This is a genomic window from Stieleria sedimenti, assembly GCF_025060895.1.
In the GTDB taxonomy this organism is placed as follows: domain Bacteria; phylum Planctomycetota; class Planctomycetia; order Pirellulales; family Pirellulaceae; genus Stieleria; species Stieleria sedimenti.
Map to the genome: position 1 here is coordinate 1 of NZ_JANZKV010000199.1, position 14,184 is coordinate 14,184.

General features: G+C 61.2%; 10 protein-coding genes. 8 read left to right on the plus strand and 2 right to left on the minus strand.

The window, feature by feature from the left end; genetic code table 11:
• Positions 1–110 precede the first annotated feature (110 nt).
• Complete coding sequence (locus NZK35_RS24450; RefSeq protein ID WP_259635150.1) at positions 111–1,331, minus strand: argininosuccinate synthase; 1,221 nt, start codon at positions 1,329–1,331, stop codon at positions 111–113.
• A gap of 373 nt (positions 1,332–1,704) precedes the next feature.
• Between NZK35_RS24450 and NZK35_RS24455 the strand changes: the two genes are divergently transcribed.
• From NZK35_RS24455 to NZK35_RS24485, 7 genes are all read left to right on the plus strand, one after another.
• Positions 1,705–2,664 carry an AIR carboxylase family protein gene (locus NZK35_RS24455; protein WP_259635151.1) on the plus strand — a complete coding sequence of 320 codons (960 nt, stop codon included), beginning with the start codon at positions 1,705–1,707 and terminating at the stop codon, positions 2,662–2,664.
• A gap of 259 nt (positions 2,665–2,923) precedes the next feature.
• Positions 2,924–3,799 (plus strand): NAD(P)H-hydrate dehydratase, encoded by an 876-nt coding sequence (locus tag NZK35_RS24460; RefSeq protein WP_259635152.1) that lies wholly within the window; start codon positions 2,924–2,926, stop codon positions 3,797–3,799.
• A 315-nt stretch (positions 3,800–4,114) separates the two neighbouring features.
• The gene (locus NZK35_RS24465; protein WP_259635153.1) at positions 4,115–5,116 is read left to right on the plus strand and encodes an ABC transporter substrate-binding protein; all 1,002 of its coding nucleotides are present in this window, start codon (positions 4,115–4,117) and stop codon (positions 5,114–5,116) included.
• Positions 5,116–6,609 carry a sugar ABC transporter ATP-binding protein gene (locus NZK35_RS24470; RefSeq protein ID WP_259635154.1) on the plus strand — a complete coding sequence of 498 codons (1,494 nt, stop codon included), beginning with the start codon at positions 5,116–5,118 and terminating at the stop codon, positions 6,607–6,609. Before NZK35_RS24465 ends, NZK35_RS24470 begins: the two co-directional genes overlap by 1 nt.
• Entirely contained in the window at positions 6,606–7,673 is a 1,068-nt protein-coding gene (locus tag NZK35_RS24475; RefSeq protein WP_259635155.1) for an ABC transporter permease, read from the plus strand. The genes NZK35_RS24470 and NZK35_RS24475 overlap by 4 nt, the downstream gene beginning before the upstream one ends.
• A 437-nt stretch (positions 7,674–8,110) precedes the next feature.
• A complete protein-coding gene (locus NZK35_RS24480; RefSeq protein WP_259635156.1) occupies positions 8,111–9,055 on the plus strand; it encodes a bifunctional riboflavin kinase/FAD synthetase in 945 nt (314 codons plus the stop codon).
• Positions 9,056–9,070: 15 nt separating this feature from the next.
• Positions 9,071–10,066 (plus strand): DHH family phosphoesterase, encoded by a 996-nt coding sequence (locus NZK35_RS24485; RefSeq protein ID WP_259635157.1) that lies wholly within the window; start codon positions 9,071–9,073, stop codon positions 10,064–10,066.
• Between the two features lie 249 nt (positions 10,067–10,315).
• Here the strand turns inward: NZK35_RS24485 and NZK35_RS24490 are convergent, their stop codons facing one another.
• Positions 10,316–12,328, minus strand: a complete 2,013-nt coding sequence (locus NZK35_RS24490) for a membrane or secreted protein (RefSeq protein WP_259635158.1) — start codon at positions 12,326–12,328, stop codon at positions 10,316–10,318.
• Positions 12,329–12,600: 272 nt separating this feature from the next.
• Between NZK35_RS24490 and purB the strand changes: the two genes are divergently transcribed.
• On the plus strand, positions 12,601–14,049 hold the full coding sequence (gene purB, locus NZK35_RS24495) for an adenylosuccinate lyase (protein WP_259635159.1): 1,449 nt from the start codon (positions 12,601–12,603) through the stop codon (positions 14,047–14,049).
• Positions 14,050–14,184 lie beyond the last annotated feature (135 nt).

Here is a 14,184-nt window from a genome sequence, read left to right on the forward strand (position 1 = left end):
GTGACCGCCGCGATTCACCGTTCGACCTCCCCTCGCTTCGCTCGACCCTCCTACCAGGAGGGTGGCTTTGATGACTGCGCGACCTCGAAAAGGCAGAGCGGTCTCGCCGCCTAATACTTCCGTGGCGTCACGGTGCCTTGGACTCGACTGGGCAAGCCTTGAATCCTCAAGAAGCCTTCGGCGTCATCCTGGTTGTACGACCCGCCGCCTTCCATCGTCGCGATCTCGGCGTCGTACAAGCTGTTCGGGCTGCTTCGCGAGTCCACCGAGATGTTGCCCTTGTAGAGTTTCAGCGTGACTTCACCGGTCACGATCGCCTGGGCTTGCTTGATGAACGACATCAGGGCGTCCATCTTGGGCGTGTACCAGAATCCGTAATACACCATCTCGGCGACTTCCGGTGCGAGCCGATCGCGGAGGTGCATCAGGTCGCGGTCCATCGTCAATTGCTCGACATACATCAACGCGTCGTACAGGATCGTCATGCCGGGCGACTCGTAGACGCCGCGGCTTTTCATCCCGACGAAACGGTTCTCGATCATGTCGATTCGACCGATGCCGTTTCGGCCGCCGATGTCATTGAGTCGTTCGACCATTTCCAACGCGCTCGCGGCCTGGCCGTTGAGCGTCGTGGGGACGCCCGATTCGAAACCGATCGTCACCGACTCGCTTTCGTCGGGAGCTTCCTGGGGACTGACTCCCATCCCGAAATCGACCAGTTCGACGCCGTTGACGTCCAACTCTTCCAGCTCACCTGCCTCGTAGCTGATGTGCAACACGTTTTCGTCGCTGCTGTACGGTTTGGCGGTCGACGCTTTGACCGGAATGTTCTTCTCGGCACAGTAGGCGATCAATTCGGTTCGGCCGGGGAACGCGTCACGGAACTCCTTGATTCGCCACGGCGCGATGATCTCGACCGTGGGATCGAGTGCTTCGGCGGCCAGCTGAAAACGACACTGATCGTTGCCCTTGCCGGTCGCACCGTGGGCGTACGCGACCGCCCCCACTTCGCGAGCCACTTGCAGACAAACCTTGCTGATCAAGGGCCGCGCGATCGAGGTTCCCAGCAGATAGATCTGTTCGTACTTGGCCTGCCAGGCCAGCACCGGAAAGGCAAAGTCGCGGCACAATTCTTCGCGGACGTCGATCAATTTCGCCGACGCCGCACCGCAATCCCGCGCCTTTTGCATGATCGCGTCGCGGTCCTCACAGGGTTGCCCCAAATCGACATACACCGCATGGACTTCGTAACCTTGGTCCTGCAACCATCCCAAGATGACGGAGGTATCCAGACCGCCGGAGTAAGCCAATACGCATTTTTTGGTCGACATGAACAACTGCCTTTGCTGATGCTGTCTAGTGAAAGGTGGGGGGTCACCGAACGCGTCGGAGCTGGCCCGCCGGAATTGGGGGACACATTCTACGCTCGCGACGTCGCCTTCGCCTGGGCGACCCTGATTGGATAACATGGAACTGCAGGCCATTGGACCAGCGCATCGTCGAGTTGCGAACCCCGCTTTCGTCAAGACTCCCCTGCCCTGCGAGACTGTCGATTTCGTCGATCTTCATGAATTCAACGCGATCACATCAGCCCGACGCGTCAGCGTGGGGGCGCCGCGCGGCCCCTTGCTAACGCGTGCGGGCTTAAATCGACAGCCCGCCTGCCCCGACCCGTCCCACTCCCCGACTTTTCACGGCCGTTCCTTGCCCCTCCATCCGCCTCCCCATCCGTCGCACCAACCCGATCCCCAAGACTTGGCCCGCCTGCTGACCGATGTCGCGACCGGCCGGATCAGCGCGTCGGACGCCTTGGCCACCCTGACCGCCGACCCACTGTCCACGTCACGCCTCACCGGCTCAAACGCTGCCGGCTCAAACGCTGCCGGCTCAAACGCTGCCGGCTCAAACGCTGCCGGCTCAAACGCTGCCGGCGGTGCGGCGCCCGATCGCGTCACGCTGGACCTGGATCGCCAGCGCCGCTGCGGGTTCCCCGAGGTGATCTATGGCGACGGTAAACCGGCCGACATGATCGCCGCCATCATCCAGGCCCAACAAGACGCCGGCCAACCCTCTTTCGCTACGCGAGTCGCCGCGGCGGTCGCCGAACAAGTCCAAACCCAAGTTCCTGCTGTGCGTTTCAACCCGGTCGCCAGGACGCTGACCGCGGGGATCTCCGAACCGCCACTGCCGACACCACTGCCGACGCCACTGCCGCGTTCGCAGGATACAGGTGCCGTTGAAAACACGGCCCGAGTCACGCACGTTGCCGTCGTCACCGCCGGCAGCACCGATGCCCCGGTGGCCGAAGAAGCGATCGAGACGCTGCACTGGATGGGAATCCCGTTTCGACAATTCGACGACATCGGCGTGGCCGGCCCGGCTCGGCTGCTGGCCGCGGTGCCGCACTTGCGTGAAGCCGCCGCCGTGGTCGTCATCGCCGGCATGGAAGGTGCCCTGCCGGCCGCCGTCGGAGGTCACTTGAGCGTTCCCGTGTTTGCCGTCCCGACCAGCGTCGGCTATGGAGCGACTCTCGGCGGGCTGACCGCAATGCTGGGGATGCTCAGCTCCTGTGCGTCCAACGTCGCCGTCGTCAACATCGACGCCGGGTTCAAGGCGGCCTACTTGGCGGGACTGGTCGTCCGACAACTTCAACGTGCTCCGTAGTGGAATGCTGTGAAGCATTGATTGCCTGTGTTTGACGAGGTGTTAGCGGCAGGGCGCGAGCCCTCCGGTCTCCACTCCTCGACTCCTCGTTCCAAGGCTCCGCCTTGGAACGCAATGTCTCGGTGGCTCCGCCACACACCGTTCACGGCCAGGAGGCGGAGCCTCCAAGACAGTGCGTGGCCTTGTATGATGGTTCGAAGCCCGAATCGGTCCGCCGACCAAACCAATCTCAAACATCCCTCGGAAGCCCTCTCCCCACATGTCCCACCCCGCGCCTCCCCTGCCCTTCCCCGCCCGTGCCTCCGATGCCCACAAAGGCGACTTCGGACGCGTGTTGTTGATCGGCGGTTCGCGCGGCATGGCGGGATCCATCGCACTGTCATCCATGGCGGCACTGAAAACCGGTTCGGGACTGGTTTCGACGGCCATCCCGGATCGCTGCCTGGAAACGGTCGCCGGCTTTCACCCCGGCATCATGACGATCCCGCTGGCCGATACCGGTGACGGTCAATTCAGCTTGTCGGCAACTCTGCCATCGATCGATTCATTTGATGCCGTCGGCGTTGGTCCGGGCATGCGCACCGGTCCGGGTTCGTTGCGGATCGTCGAATCTCTGTTGGAAAAAAACGATTGCCCGCGCGTGATGGACGCCGACGCGATCAACCTGATGTCCGAGCACCAGCTGTTGGAGTCCCCTGCCCTGCCCCGCGATCAATCCAAGCTCGTCCTGACGCCCCATCCCGGCGAACTGGCGCGACTGACGGGCGTCTCCGCCCGCGATCGCGCCGGCCAACTTGTTGCGGCGGAATCACTGGTGGAAAAACACGGCATGACGATCGTTGTCAAAGGCGGACCGACTGTCCTGGTCGGTCGCGCAACGGACGGCCGCGGCGTTGTCCGGTCTGTCAACAGGACGGGTAACCCAGGCATGGCCAGCGCCGGCAGCGGTGACGTCTTGACCGGCATCGTCACGTCACTACTGGGTCAACGACTCTCGCCTTGGGACGCCGCACGGTTGGGAGTGTTTGTTCACGGTCTGGCCGGTGACACCGCCGCGGCGAATCACTCCCAGCCCGCAATGACCTGCGTGGAACTGCTGCAATCTCTCCCCGAGGCGATCGGATTGCTCAACTGAGCAGCACCCCAGCGGCAAGCGTCACAGCTCGTCGATTTAATCGGGATCTGCGGAGTCAATGGTGAGCCGCTGGCCGTAAGGCCTCGGGCGGGCGCTGAAATGCCCGGCCGCTTACGCGTCGCGGCTCACTAAATCGACAGGCCGGTCAGCGCCCGGCACGTGTCGGCTTCGCCAACGGGCCACTGGCTCACGCTACGTGCTGACATGCGACATCCCGGCGGGAAACCCGATCCGCCACATTCCCCATCGGCGCCACCGAAATCGGCTATCATTGCGGCTTCCTTCCTACTCCTCCCGATCGCTGCTAAGTCTTCCATGAAACGTTCCACCGTGTCCTTCGCCTCCCTGCTGGCCGTCGCCTTGATGGTGGCCGGTTGCAACTCTTCGTCCGACAACTCCTCCACGGCTGACTCCGCCGCCGACGGCAAACAACTTCGCATCGCCGTGATCCCCAAGGGCACCAGTCACGAGTTCTGGCGATCGGTGCACTTCGGTGCCGAAAAGGCGGCCAAAGAAATCGGCAACGTCGAAATCATCTGGCGTGGCCCGGTGGTCGAAAGCGACACCGGCAGCCAAATTGAAGTCGTCAAGGACATGATCACGATGGGTGTCGACGGCATCGTGCTGGCGCCCAACCAAAAAGGCGGCCTGGTCGATGCGGTCGAAGAAACGATCGGCGAAGGTATCCCGGTGGTGATCTTCGACAGTGGATTGGACGAGGGTCCCGAGATCGTCAGCTACGTTGCGACCGACAACTTCAAGGGCGGCCAGATGGCCGGCGACGCGATGGCCAAGGCGATCGGCGAAAAAGGCAACGTCATCTTGTTGCGTTACATCGCCGGCAGCGAAAGCACCGAACAGCGCGAAAACGGCTACCTGGACGCACTCAAGAAGTATCCCGACATCACCGTCGTCTCCTCCGACCAATACGCCGGTGACAACGCCACCAGCGCCAAAGAAAAGGCAGACCAACTGCTGCAACTGCACGGCGAATCGCTGGCGGGGATCTTCGCCGTCTGCGAACCCAACGCCAACGGAACCCTGGAAGCGATCAAGAACGCCGGCATGGCGGGCAAGGTGAAATTCATCGCCTTTGACCCCAGCGACGCCTTGATCCAAGCGATGAAAGACGGCCATTGCCACGGCATCGTGCTGCAAGATCCCGTGCAGATGGGTTACCAATCCGTCCTCACGCTCATCGATTCGCTCAACGGTCAATCCGCCGAAGCGTTTCAAAGCACCGGTGAATACCTGGCGACGCCGGAGAACATGGACGAAGAGAAGTATCAGAAACTGCTCCAACCCGAAACGCTGTAGTGAACCCGTTGCTCGAAGTCACCGGAATCAGCAAACGGTTCGGCCCCACGATCGCTCTCGAAAACGTCTCCTTGTCAGCGCATGCAGGTCGCGTGTTGGCGTTGATCGGCGAGAACGGCGCGGGCAAGAGCACGCTATTGAAAACGCTCAGCGGCGCGCATCGTGCCGACGCCGGAACGATGTCGCTCGAAGGCCGGCCTTACCGTCCAACCAGCCCCATCGACGCGCGCGACAGCGGTGTCGCGATCGTCTACCAGGAACTGACCCTGGCACCCGACTTGAGCATCGAAGACAACGTGATGCTGGGACGCACCGGCACCGGCGTGGGAACGCTGTTTCGATCCAACCAACGCGCCTCGGTCACCGAAGCACTGCATCGCGTCGGACTCCACCACGTCTCCCCCAAAGCCCGCACCGGCGACCAATCCGTCGCCACGCAACAGTTGATCGAAGTCGCACGCGCCTTGATCAGCGACGCCAAGATCATCCTGTTCGACGAACCGACCAGTTCGCTGCCGGCGGCGGACGTGGACCGCTTGTTTCAAATCATCGATAACCTTCGCAGTCGCGGATTGGCGGTCATTTACATCAGCCACTTTTTGGAAGAAGTCCGCCGCGTCGCTGACGACTATGCGGTCCTGCGTGACGGCAATTCCGTCGGCAGCGGCGAACTCGCGTCGATCAGCGACGATCAAATCATCTCGCTGATGGTGGGCCGCGACGTCGACGACCTGTTCCCCTCGGTGCCCCACGAAATCGGCGAAGTCCGTTTGGAAGTCGAAGACTTGGGCGCGGCGCCGATGCCCAAAGACGTTTCGCTGGCACTCCGCCGGGGAGAAATTTTCGGCGTCGCCGGACTGGTCGGCGCCGGACGCACCGAATTGCTGCGTTGCCTGTTCGCCTTGGAACCGACCTATGCCGGCCATGTGCGACTGGACGGTCGGCGACTGCCGCACAACGTTCGCGGGCGCCGCAAAGCCGGGTTCGGACTGCTCAGCGAAGACCGCAAAAACGAAGGCTTGGCGCAAAACCTGTCGATCGTTGAAAACCTGGCGATGGGCAATCACGATCGTTACACCACCGCCGGTTGGATCAACTTGAATGCACGTCTTCGCGACGCCAGAGCCTGGATCAAGAAAGTCGAAATCAAAGCCCAAGATCCCGGCCAGGCGGTTTCCGAACTGTCCGGCGGCAATCAACAAAAAGTCGCGATCGCGAGATTGCTCGCTCAAGACGCGGAGATCTATCTGCTGGATGAACCGACCAAGGGGATCGACGTCGGCACCAAAGCGGAAATCTATCGCATGATGGGCGAGTTGGCGGCCGACGGGAAAACGGTCATTTTTGTCAGCTCGTATCTGCCGGAATTGTTGGCGGTCTGCGATCGAGTCGGCGTGATGACGCGTGGCCGGCTCGCCGAAACGCGCGACGCGGACCAATGGGACGAAGAGGAATTGATGGTGGCGGCACTGGCTGCCGTGGAAGAACGATGACCGAAAACCAAACACGACCAAATAAATTTCATTGGCTGACTTCGTTCCGGCATGGGCCGACGTTGGCCCTGCTGGCGATCATCGCACTGTTCGCGTTGCTGGACTGGCAATTCGGCAGCGGCCGATTCTTTTCGCCGCGCAACGCCCGTGTGATCGTCAATTCCGCCGCCCTGATCGCCGTCCCCGCACTCGGCATGACGATGATCATCATCGCCGGCGGCATCGACCTGTCCGCCGGGACCGCACTGACACTCAGCGGGACCGCGCTGGCGATCGCGTTTCGCGATTACACGATTCCGGTCGACCAGGCCGGCGCCGCGACGTGGATCGCCGCCGCACTCGCCCTCGGACTGGGCGTCGGCATTCTGTGCGGCTTGATCAACGGCCTGATCATCAGTTTGACCGAGATGGTGCCGTTCATCGTCACACTCGGCACGATGACGATTTTTCTGGGACTGGGCCAAGTCATCGCGGACGAATCAACCGTCTACCCCGAGTCGGGGCACCTGCCGGACTGGCTGCGTTATCTGTGTTACACCGGCAGCAATTCGGATCACTACTGGCTGGGTTTCCTGCACATCCCCTCCAGCGCCCTGATCGCGATCGTGCTGGGGTTACTGGTCGCCGCGGTGATGCACTTCACCGTGTTCGGCCGCAACGTGGTCGCGATCGGATCGAACGCCTCGACGGCGCGGCTGTGCGGAATCCGGGTCGGTTGGACGACCGCTTTGGTGTACGCCCTGGCCGGTATCTTTGTCGCCGTCGGTGCCCTGCTCTATTTTGCCAACGTCAAAAACGGGAACCCGTCCGACGGCACGGGCAAGGAACTGGAAATCATCGCCGCGGTGGTGCTGGGCGGAGGCAGCTTGAGCGGCGGACGCGGATCGGTGCTCGGAACGATCATCGGCGCGCTGATCATCAAAACGATCAGCAGCGGGTGCACCATGCTGTCGATCCCCAACACCTACACCCACATCATCATCGGCGTGATCATCATCATCGCGGTGCTGATCGACGGGTTACGCAACGGAGCCCCCAAGTGGCTGTTCGACCGGTTGCGGTGAGGCCATCCTCTTGTTCCCGGGCTCCGCCTGGGAACACGCTGTCTTGGAGGCTCCCGCCTCCTGCCCGCCAACCGCGTGTGGCGAGCGGCCACACCGACCTTGCGTTCCGGCAACGCCACTTCCTTGAACGCCAAGCGAGGTATCTTTGTTAGCGACAGACCGCGAGCCCTCCGGTCTTCCACTTGGGAACGATCGGAGGAGATTTCCGCCCCCACTCCCCCGATCCTTGCCAATCGGCCAAACTACGCGTTTCGGCCCCCTTTGCGGCTACGCTGTGAAGCATTTTCAGCGGTAGGGCGCGAGCCCTCCGGTGTTTTGGTAGAGATGAAGAACCGGAGGGCTTGCGCCCTGCCGCTAAAACCTCCTAAAACACAGGAAAAAATGCTTCACAGCGTCGCCTCTGCAGCCGCCGCCCCCTCCCTGCCCTTTCGCAGCTCGTGACAGAACTTGTTTCGATTCCCGACATCACCCTCGCCGCGGTCGATGCTGCGCTGCAAGCTGGTGTCGTGAGCATCGGGAATTTCGACGGCGTGCACCTCGGCCACGCCAGCTTGCTGGGGCAGACCCGGCAACTGGCCGACCGACTCGGCGGCCCCGCCATCGCCTGCCTGTTTGACCCCCATCCGATTGCGATCCTGCGTCCCGAATTGGCGCCCAAGCGGTTGACGTCGGTCGAGGAACGGGCGCGCCGGATGACGAAGCTCGGCATCGATTTTCTGGTCGTCTGCCAGACTTCACCGGACCTGTTGAACCTCTCGCCCGAACGGTTCTTTGACGCCCTGGTCCGGGACACTCTGAAATGCCGCGGCGTGGTCGAAGGCGAAAACTTTTGTTTCGGTAAAGACCGCCGCGGCGATGTCGAGGTGCTGCGAACGTTGTGTCGCAATCAGGGCATCGAATTCCACATCGCCGAAATGGAATCGGTCGGCGGCGCGATGATCAGCAGCACACGGATCCGCGACCTGCTGGCCGAAGGCAATGTCCGCGAGGCGGCTGCGATGATGGCCACACCACATCGGATCTGCGGTGTCGTCGCCCACGGAGACCGACGGGGCCGCACGCTCGGTTTCCCGACCGCCAACCTGGAACAGATCGACGTGGTCATTCCCGCCGGCGGCGTCTATGCCGGGTTCGCCTCGGTCGGAACCACCCGCCACCCGGCCGCGATCCACATCGGCGAAAGCCCGACGTTTCAATCGGGTGATCCGACGAAGGTCGAAGTCCACTTGATCGATTTCAGCGGCGACCTCTACGAGCAAACCGTCTCCGTCGAATTGATCGATCGTGTCCGCGGCGTCGTTCGTTTTGAATCCGTCGAAGCGATCGCCGACCAACTTCGAAAAGACATTCAATCCGCTCAGCAACTGCTGGCACTCCCCTAACGCGACCGGTCCCCGATGAGCGTCAACTGGAAACGATTTGTCGACCAAATCAGCCACTACCAATCCTTTGTCCTGGTCAGCCACGTGCGACCGGACTGCGACGCGCTGGGCAGCGAACTGGGCATGGCGCATGTCCTTCGCCAGATCGGCAAAGACGTCCGCATCATCAACGCCCACCGCGTCCCGCCGTCGCTGCAATTCCTCGACCCCGCCGGCAACATCGAAATTCTCGGTGACGATGTCGAGCCCGAAGACATTTCGGCCGATTGCATCCTGATCCTGGACACCAGCGCGTGGGTGCAACTGGGGGACATGGCCGATGTCGTGCGGGCCGCGTCGTGCGACAAGATGGTGCTCGATCACCACGTCGGTGAAGACGACATGGGCGCGACGATGTACAAGGATTACCAGGCCGAGGCTTGCGGAACCCTGGTCGTGCAAGCGGCCGATGCGTTGGGCGTTCCGATCACCCGGCAGATGGCCCAGCCGTTGTTTGCCGCGATCGCCACCGACACCGGCTGGTTCCGTTTCGGCAGCGTCACGGCGGAGACCTACCGCGTGATCGCCCGGCTGGTGGACGCCGGCGTGGTCCCGGCCGAAGTCTACAGCGACCTGTACGAACGCGACACACTGGCGCGACTGAAATTACGCGGCCTGATCCTCTCGCGGACCCAAAGCGAACTCGACGGCGCGCTGATGCACACGTACGTCGAAACCCGGGACTTTGAAGCGGTCGGGGCGTTGCCCAGTGACACCGAAGATTCGATCAATCTGACCCTGGCGGTCGCCAACACCAAGGCGGCGGTGATCTTTGTCGGACAACGGCTCGGCGGTTTCAAAATTTCGTTCCGCAGCCGCTGCGATCTTGCCGTCAACGAGATCGCCCAACAGTTCGGCGGCGGCGGGCACAAAGCGGCCGCCGGTGCCTTCCAAGAAGGCACGCTCAGCGACGTCCAAACCCGAGTCTTGCCGGTGATGATCGAGGCACTCAAGAAAGTGCTGTCGCCGTGAACGATCTTTCAGCGGCCGGGCGCGAGCGGGCTGTCGTTTTAGTCGGGATCTGTCTGAGTCAATAGTGAGCCGCTGGCCGTAAGGCCTCGGGCGGGCGTCGCAATGCCCGGCCGCTTACGCGTCACGGCTCAAAAAACGACATTCGCTTGTTCCCCGGCTCCGCCTGGGAACACACTGTCTTGGAGGCTCCGCCTCCCCGGTCCGCCGGCAGAGCCGGCGATCATGGCAAGCAGGATGCTTAACCCACTGTTACTCAGCCATCAGGAACCCGGTCATGGTCCAACCGCTGTCGGTCTTTTCCCAATAGGCTCCGGCACTGGTGAAGAACTGTTTGATCGTCTCGAACGGTGGCAGCTTGCCGGCTTGAATCGGATCCGGTTCCCCGTCTTCGTCCTTTTCCACGATCCGCCGAAGCAGATTGGCGATCAGTGAGTCGCTGTCCTTGAGTTCTCCTTTTCGCAGCAGCTCATAGCGAGCCCGCAGCGCGATGCTGGGGTGAACGACGCTGTCGTAGGTGACCTCGTTACCCTGATTCAAATCGTCGATGGCTGCGACGATCGTTTTGGTACGTTCGGTCGCCCCCAGACGATCTCCCGTCTCGCCGGCCCGAACACGCTTGCCGAGCTTGACCAACAATTCCGAGTGGCTGGAAAACATCAGGTAGTCGGCATCGTCGTCCTGCTGGCCTTCGACGACCGCGATCGCCCAGTGGTTGAGCAGCGGCGCGGTGTCTTCGTCCTCGATGTTTTCGTCGAAACCGAGCGCAGCCAATTGGGCATCGATATCATCACTGTCGTTCTTGCCTCGCTCGACCCGCCAGACGTCGAACTCGGACACCTCCAACTTGATCGCGTCCGGTTCGACTTCCATCGCTTTCTGAACGACCTTGGCGACGACGTCCGCGTTCTTGATCCGCAGGGCGACCAACATCCGATCCGACTCCGGTCCGGCCGGCATCGTGTTGTCGGTGATCAGAACCACCTCGTTTTCCAAGTTGGGTAAGAAGTCTCTCGCGATATCGATCTGCGGGCCTTCGGGGTCATCGCGGATCCCTTCAATCATCGGCCGAAACAGATCTTCGCCCAAGGCATCGTTGACCAACGACTCGGCAGCCCAGAATGCGGATTCCAATTCCCAATTGAATCGAAAGAACGCGCCGGTGTCTTCGGTCGGCCAGGTTGGAATGGGCAGTCGGATGGAATTCTTAGACTGCAACATCCGGGCGGCTTTGGTCAGTTTGCCGGGGGCCAACACGACACCGCAGTGAAGCACGTCGAATCGCTTTCCGGCAACGACACCGACGCCACCGACCGCCTCGATCACGCCGAAGCCCTGTCGCTCGAGCAGCTCGATCACGTCCAGATCATCGCGACGGTCATACTCGACGACCTCACGCAAAATCCGTCCCATTGCAAACGGCTCGGCATACCACTGCCAACAGACGGTTGCTTGTTTCTCGTTTGCCGAATCAATCTCGGCGGTCGAATCGGCGAGCACTTGTTGGTAGGACGCTCGGTTGGAAAATGCTTTGGCGGGCGATTTTCCGGCGACGACGTCCAACACACCTTGAATCACGCTCTCGCGGTCGGCCGCGATGAAACGTTCGTCATTCCAGGCCAACGCGATCTCGACGATTTTCAGTTGCCCGGGCTTCGGCTTGGTGCGGTAGACCCGAATCGTTTCGTCGCCATATTTGACGTCTTTGCGAACCGCGCCACCGGCTTTCAAGTCGGCGTCGATCTTTTCCGCCGCCCGATCGGCTTCCGCTTTCCGATCGCGGATATCCGCAATGACGCACAGTGAATACGGACGGCGTTTGTCGTCGGTGAACGACAACCACGCCAGGGTGACTTCTCCCGACGCGATCTCGTACAGATCGTCGGGTTTCAACCCGATCTTGCGATTGAGCGAATCAAAGTACGACCGGGCGCGTTCCCGCTGGTCATCGAGAAACGGCTGCATCTCCTCGGAGGCAAACAGCAGCCCGATCTGCGTCTGCTCCCAGGCGTCGCAAAACGACGGCAGCTCGGGAATCCGGACGACTCCCGCGGTGGATTCGGGCAATAGATCAACCGCGGACACATATTCGCCCGCGTTTGCCCGAGCCTGTCCCTGCCCCTGTCCGACTTCGACCTGGGGCGATTCGGCCTCCTGCTCAAGCTGCAGCGGCTGCGCAGCACAAGCCAAAGGGGCCAGGGACAACAGGGCGACGCCACACAGGACTGCCGCCGACGATCGGATCAAGGGAAGACCAACTCTCATAAATTTATCTTTCGGCAAACGCTGACGTTGAGCTGCCAATATGTTGTGAAAAAATCCGCTGATTCGAAAAAACGCCCGGGCGGAGAATGGCTCAAAAAGGCTCAAATGCATGTTGGACTCAGCGGCTTGTGAATCTCGAGGGGGAGCGAGACCTACTCGCGACGAGTGGCGTTCATCGATCGACGAATTGTCAGACATCGCAGGCACAGTATGTTATCGCACTCGATTGAACCACGAAACGCCTTCGATTCCGACGTCCCAATACCATCGAAATGACTTTATCCTCGTCCAATCCCGCCGAATCAACGTACCAAAACCCTCTGATCGAACGCTATTCGTCTCGAGAAATGGCCACGCTTTGGGGCCCCAATCGACGTTTCCAGACCTGGCGACGCCTCTGGATTGCCCTGGCAGAAAGCGAAAAAGAGCTCGGAATCGATATTTCTGACACGCAATTGGAACAACTCCGCGCGTTTGAGTCCAATCTAAATCTGGACGTGGCCCGAGAATACGAGCGGATTCGACGTCACGACGTGATGGCCCATGTCGAGGCCTACGGGGACCAATGCCCCGACGCCAAGAAAATCATTCACCTGGGCGCCACCAGCTGTTTCATCACCGATAACGCCGACGTCATTTTGATCCGCGACGCCTTGCGATTGGTCGCCAGACGGCTGGCCGCCACCATCGATACGATGGCCACCTTCGCCGCCCAGCACCGTGCCCTGCCCTGCCTCGGCTTCACCCACCTGCAACCCGCCCAGCCGACGACCGTCGGCAAGCGATGCTGCCTGTGGACCTATGACCTGGTCCTGGACCTGCACGAAATCGAACACCGACTCGACACGTTGTGCGCCCGCAGCGCCAAGGGAACCACCGGGACCCAAGCCAGCTTCCTGCAATTATTCGGCGGCGATCACGAAAAGGTCCGCCAACTGGAACGCCGCATCGCCGAGAAAATCGGGTTCGAAAAAACCTACGCCGTGACCGGGCAAACCTATCCGAGGAAAGTCGACGCGCAACTGCTGGACGCGCTCAGTGGGATCGCGCAAAGCCTGCACAAGACCGCGACCGACATCCGGCTGTTGGCCAACCGCAAAGAAATCGAAGAACCGATCGAAAAACAACAAATCGGTTCGTCGGCGATGCCCTACAAACGCAACCCGATGCGGAGCGAGCGGATTTGTGCCCTGACGCGGTTCGTGATGAGCCTGCAAAGCAGCCCGGCGATGACGGCCGCCACGCAATGGATGGAACGCACGCTCGACGACAGCGCCAACCGCCGCCTGGTGATCCCCCAAGCCTTCCTAGCCATCGACGCGTCCTTGGTGCTGATGCAAAACATCGCCAGCGGATTCGTCGTCTACCCCAAGACGATCGAGCACAACTTGGCCAAGGAACTGCCCTACATGGAAACCGAAAACATCATGATGCGTGCCGTCGAAGCCGGCGGCGATCGCCAAGATCTTCACGAGCGGATTCGGATCCACAGCCGCGAAGTCGCCCAACGTGTCAACGCCGAAGGCAAACCGAACGACATGATCGAGCGACTGAAAAACGACGACGCCTTCTCCGCCGTCTCGTTCGACACCGAGATCAACCCGCTCGATTTCGTCGGACGCGCCCCCGAACAAGTCGACGAGTTCATCGAACAAGAAATCAAACCGATCCGCAGCCGCTACGCCGATCAGGAATCGCTGAGCGTCGAAGTCACGGTTTAACACGGAAGAATGTGCCAACGACAGCGAGACCTCTCTTGTGCGTGCGTCGTGCTTCTCCCGAAGGGACACCGATTGAACAACGGCAGCCTTTGACAAGCAACTTAGTCTCTCCCCCTCTGGGAGAGACGGCGTTTG

Coding starts and splice junctions, on each gene's coding strand:
- NZK35_RS24460 (WP_259635152.1), top strand. CDS start 2,924: ATGTCCCACCCCGCGCCTCCCCTGCCCTTCCCCGCCCGTGCCTCCGAT.
- NZK35_RS24485 (WP_259635157.1), top strand. CDS start 9,071: ATGAGCGTCAACTGGAAACGATTTGTCGACCAAATCAGCCACTACCAA.
- NZK35_RS24475 (WP_259635155.1), top strand. CDS start 6,606: ATGACCGAAAACCAAACACGACCAAATAAATTTCATTGGCTGACTTCG.
- NZK35_RS24450 (WP_259635150.1), bottom strand. CDS start 1,331: ATGTCGACCAAAAAATGCGTATTGGCTTACTCCGGCGGTCTGGATACC.
- NZK35_RS24465 (WP_259635153.1), top strand. CDS start 4,115: ATGAAACGTTCCACCGTGTCCTTCGCCTCCCTGCTGGCCGTCGCCTTG.
- purB (WP_259635159.1), top strand. CDS start 12,601: ATGACTTTATCCTCGTCCAATCCCGCCGAATCAACGTACCAAAACCCT.
- NZK35_RS24490 (WP_259635158.1), bottom strand. CDS start 12,328: ATGAGAGTTGGTCTTCCCTTGATCCGATCGTCGGCGGCAGTCCTGTGT.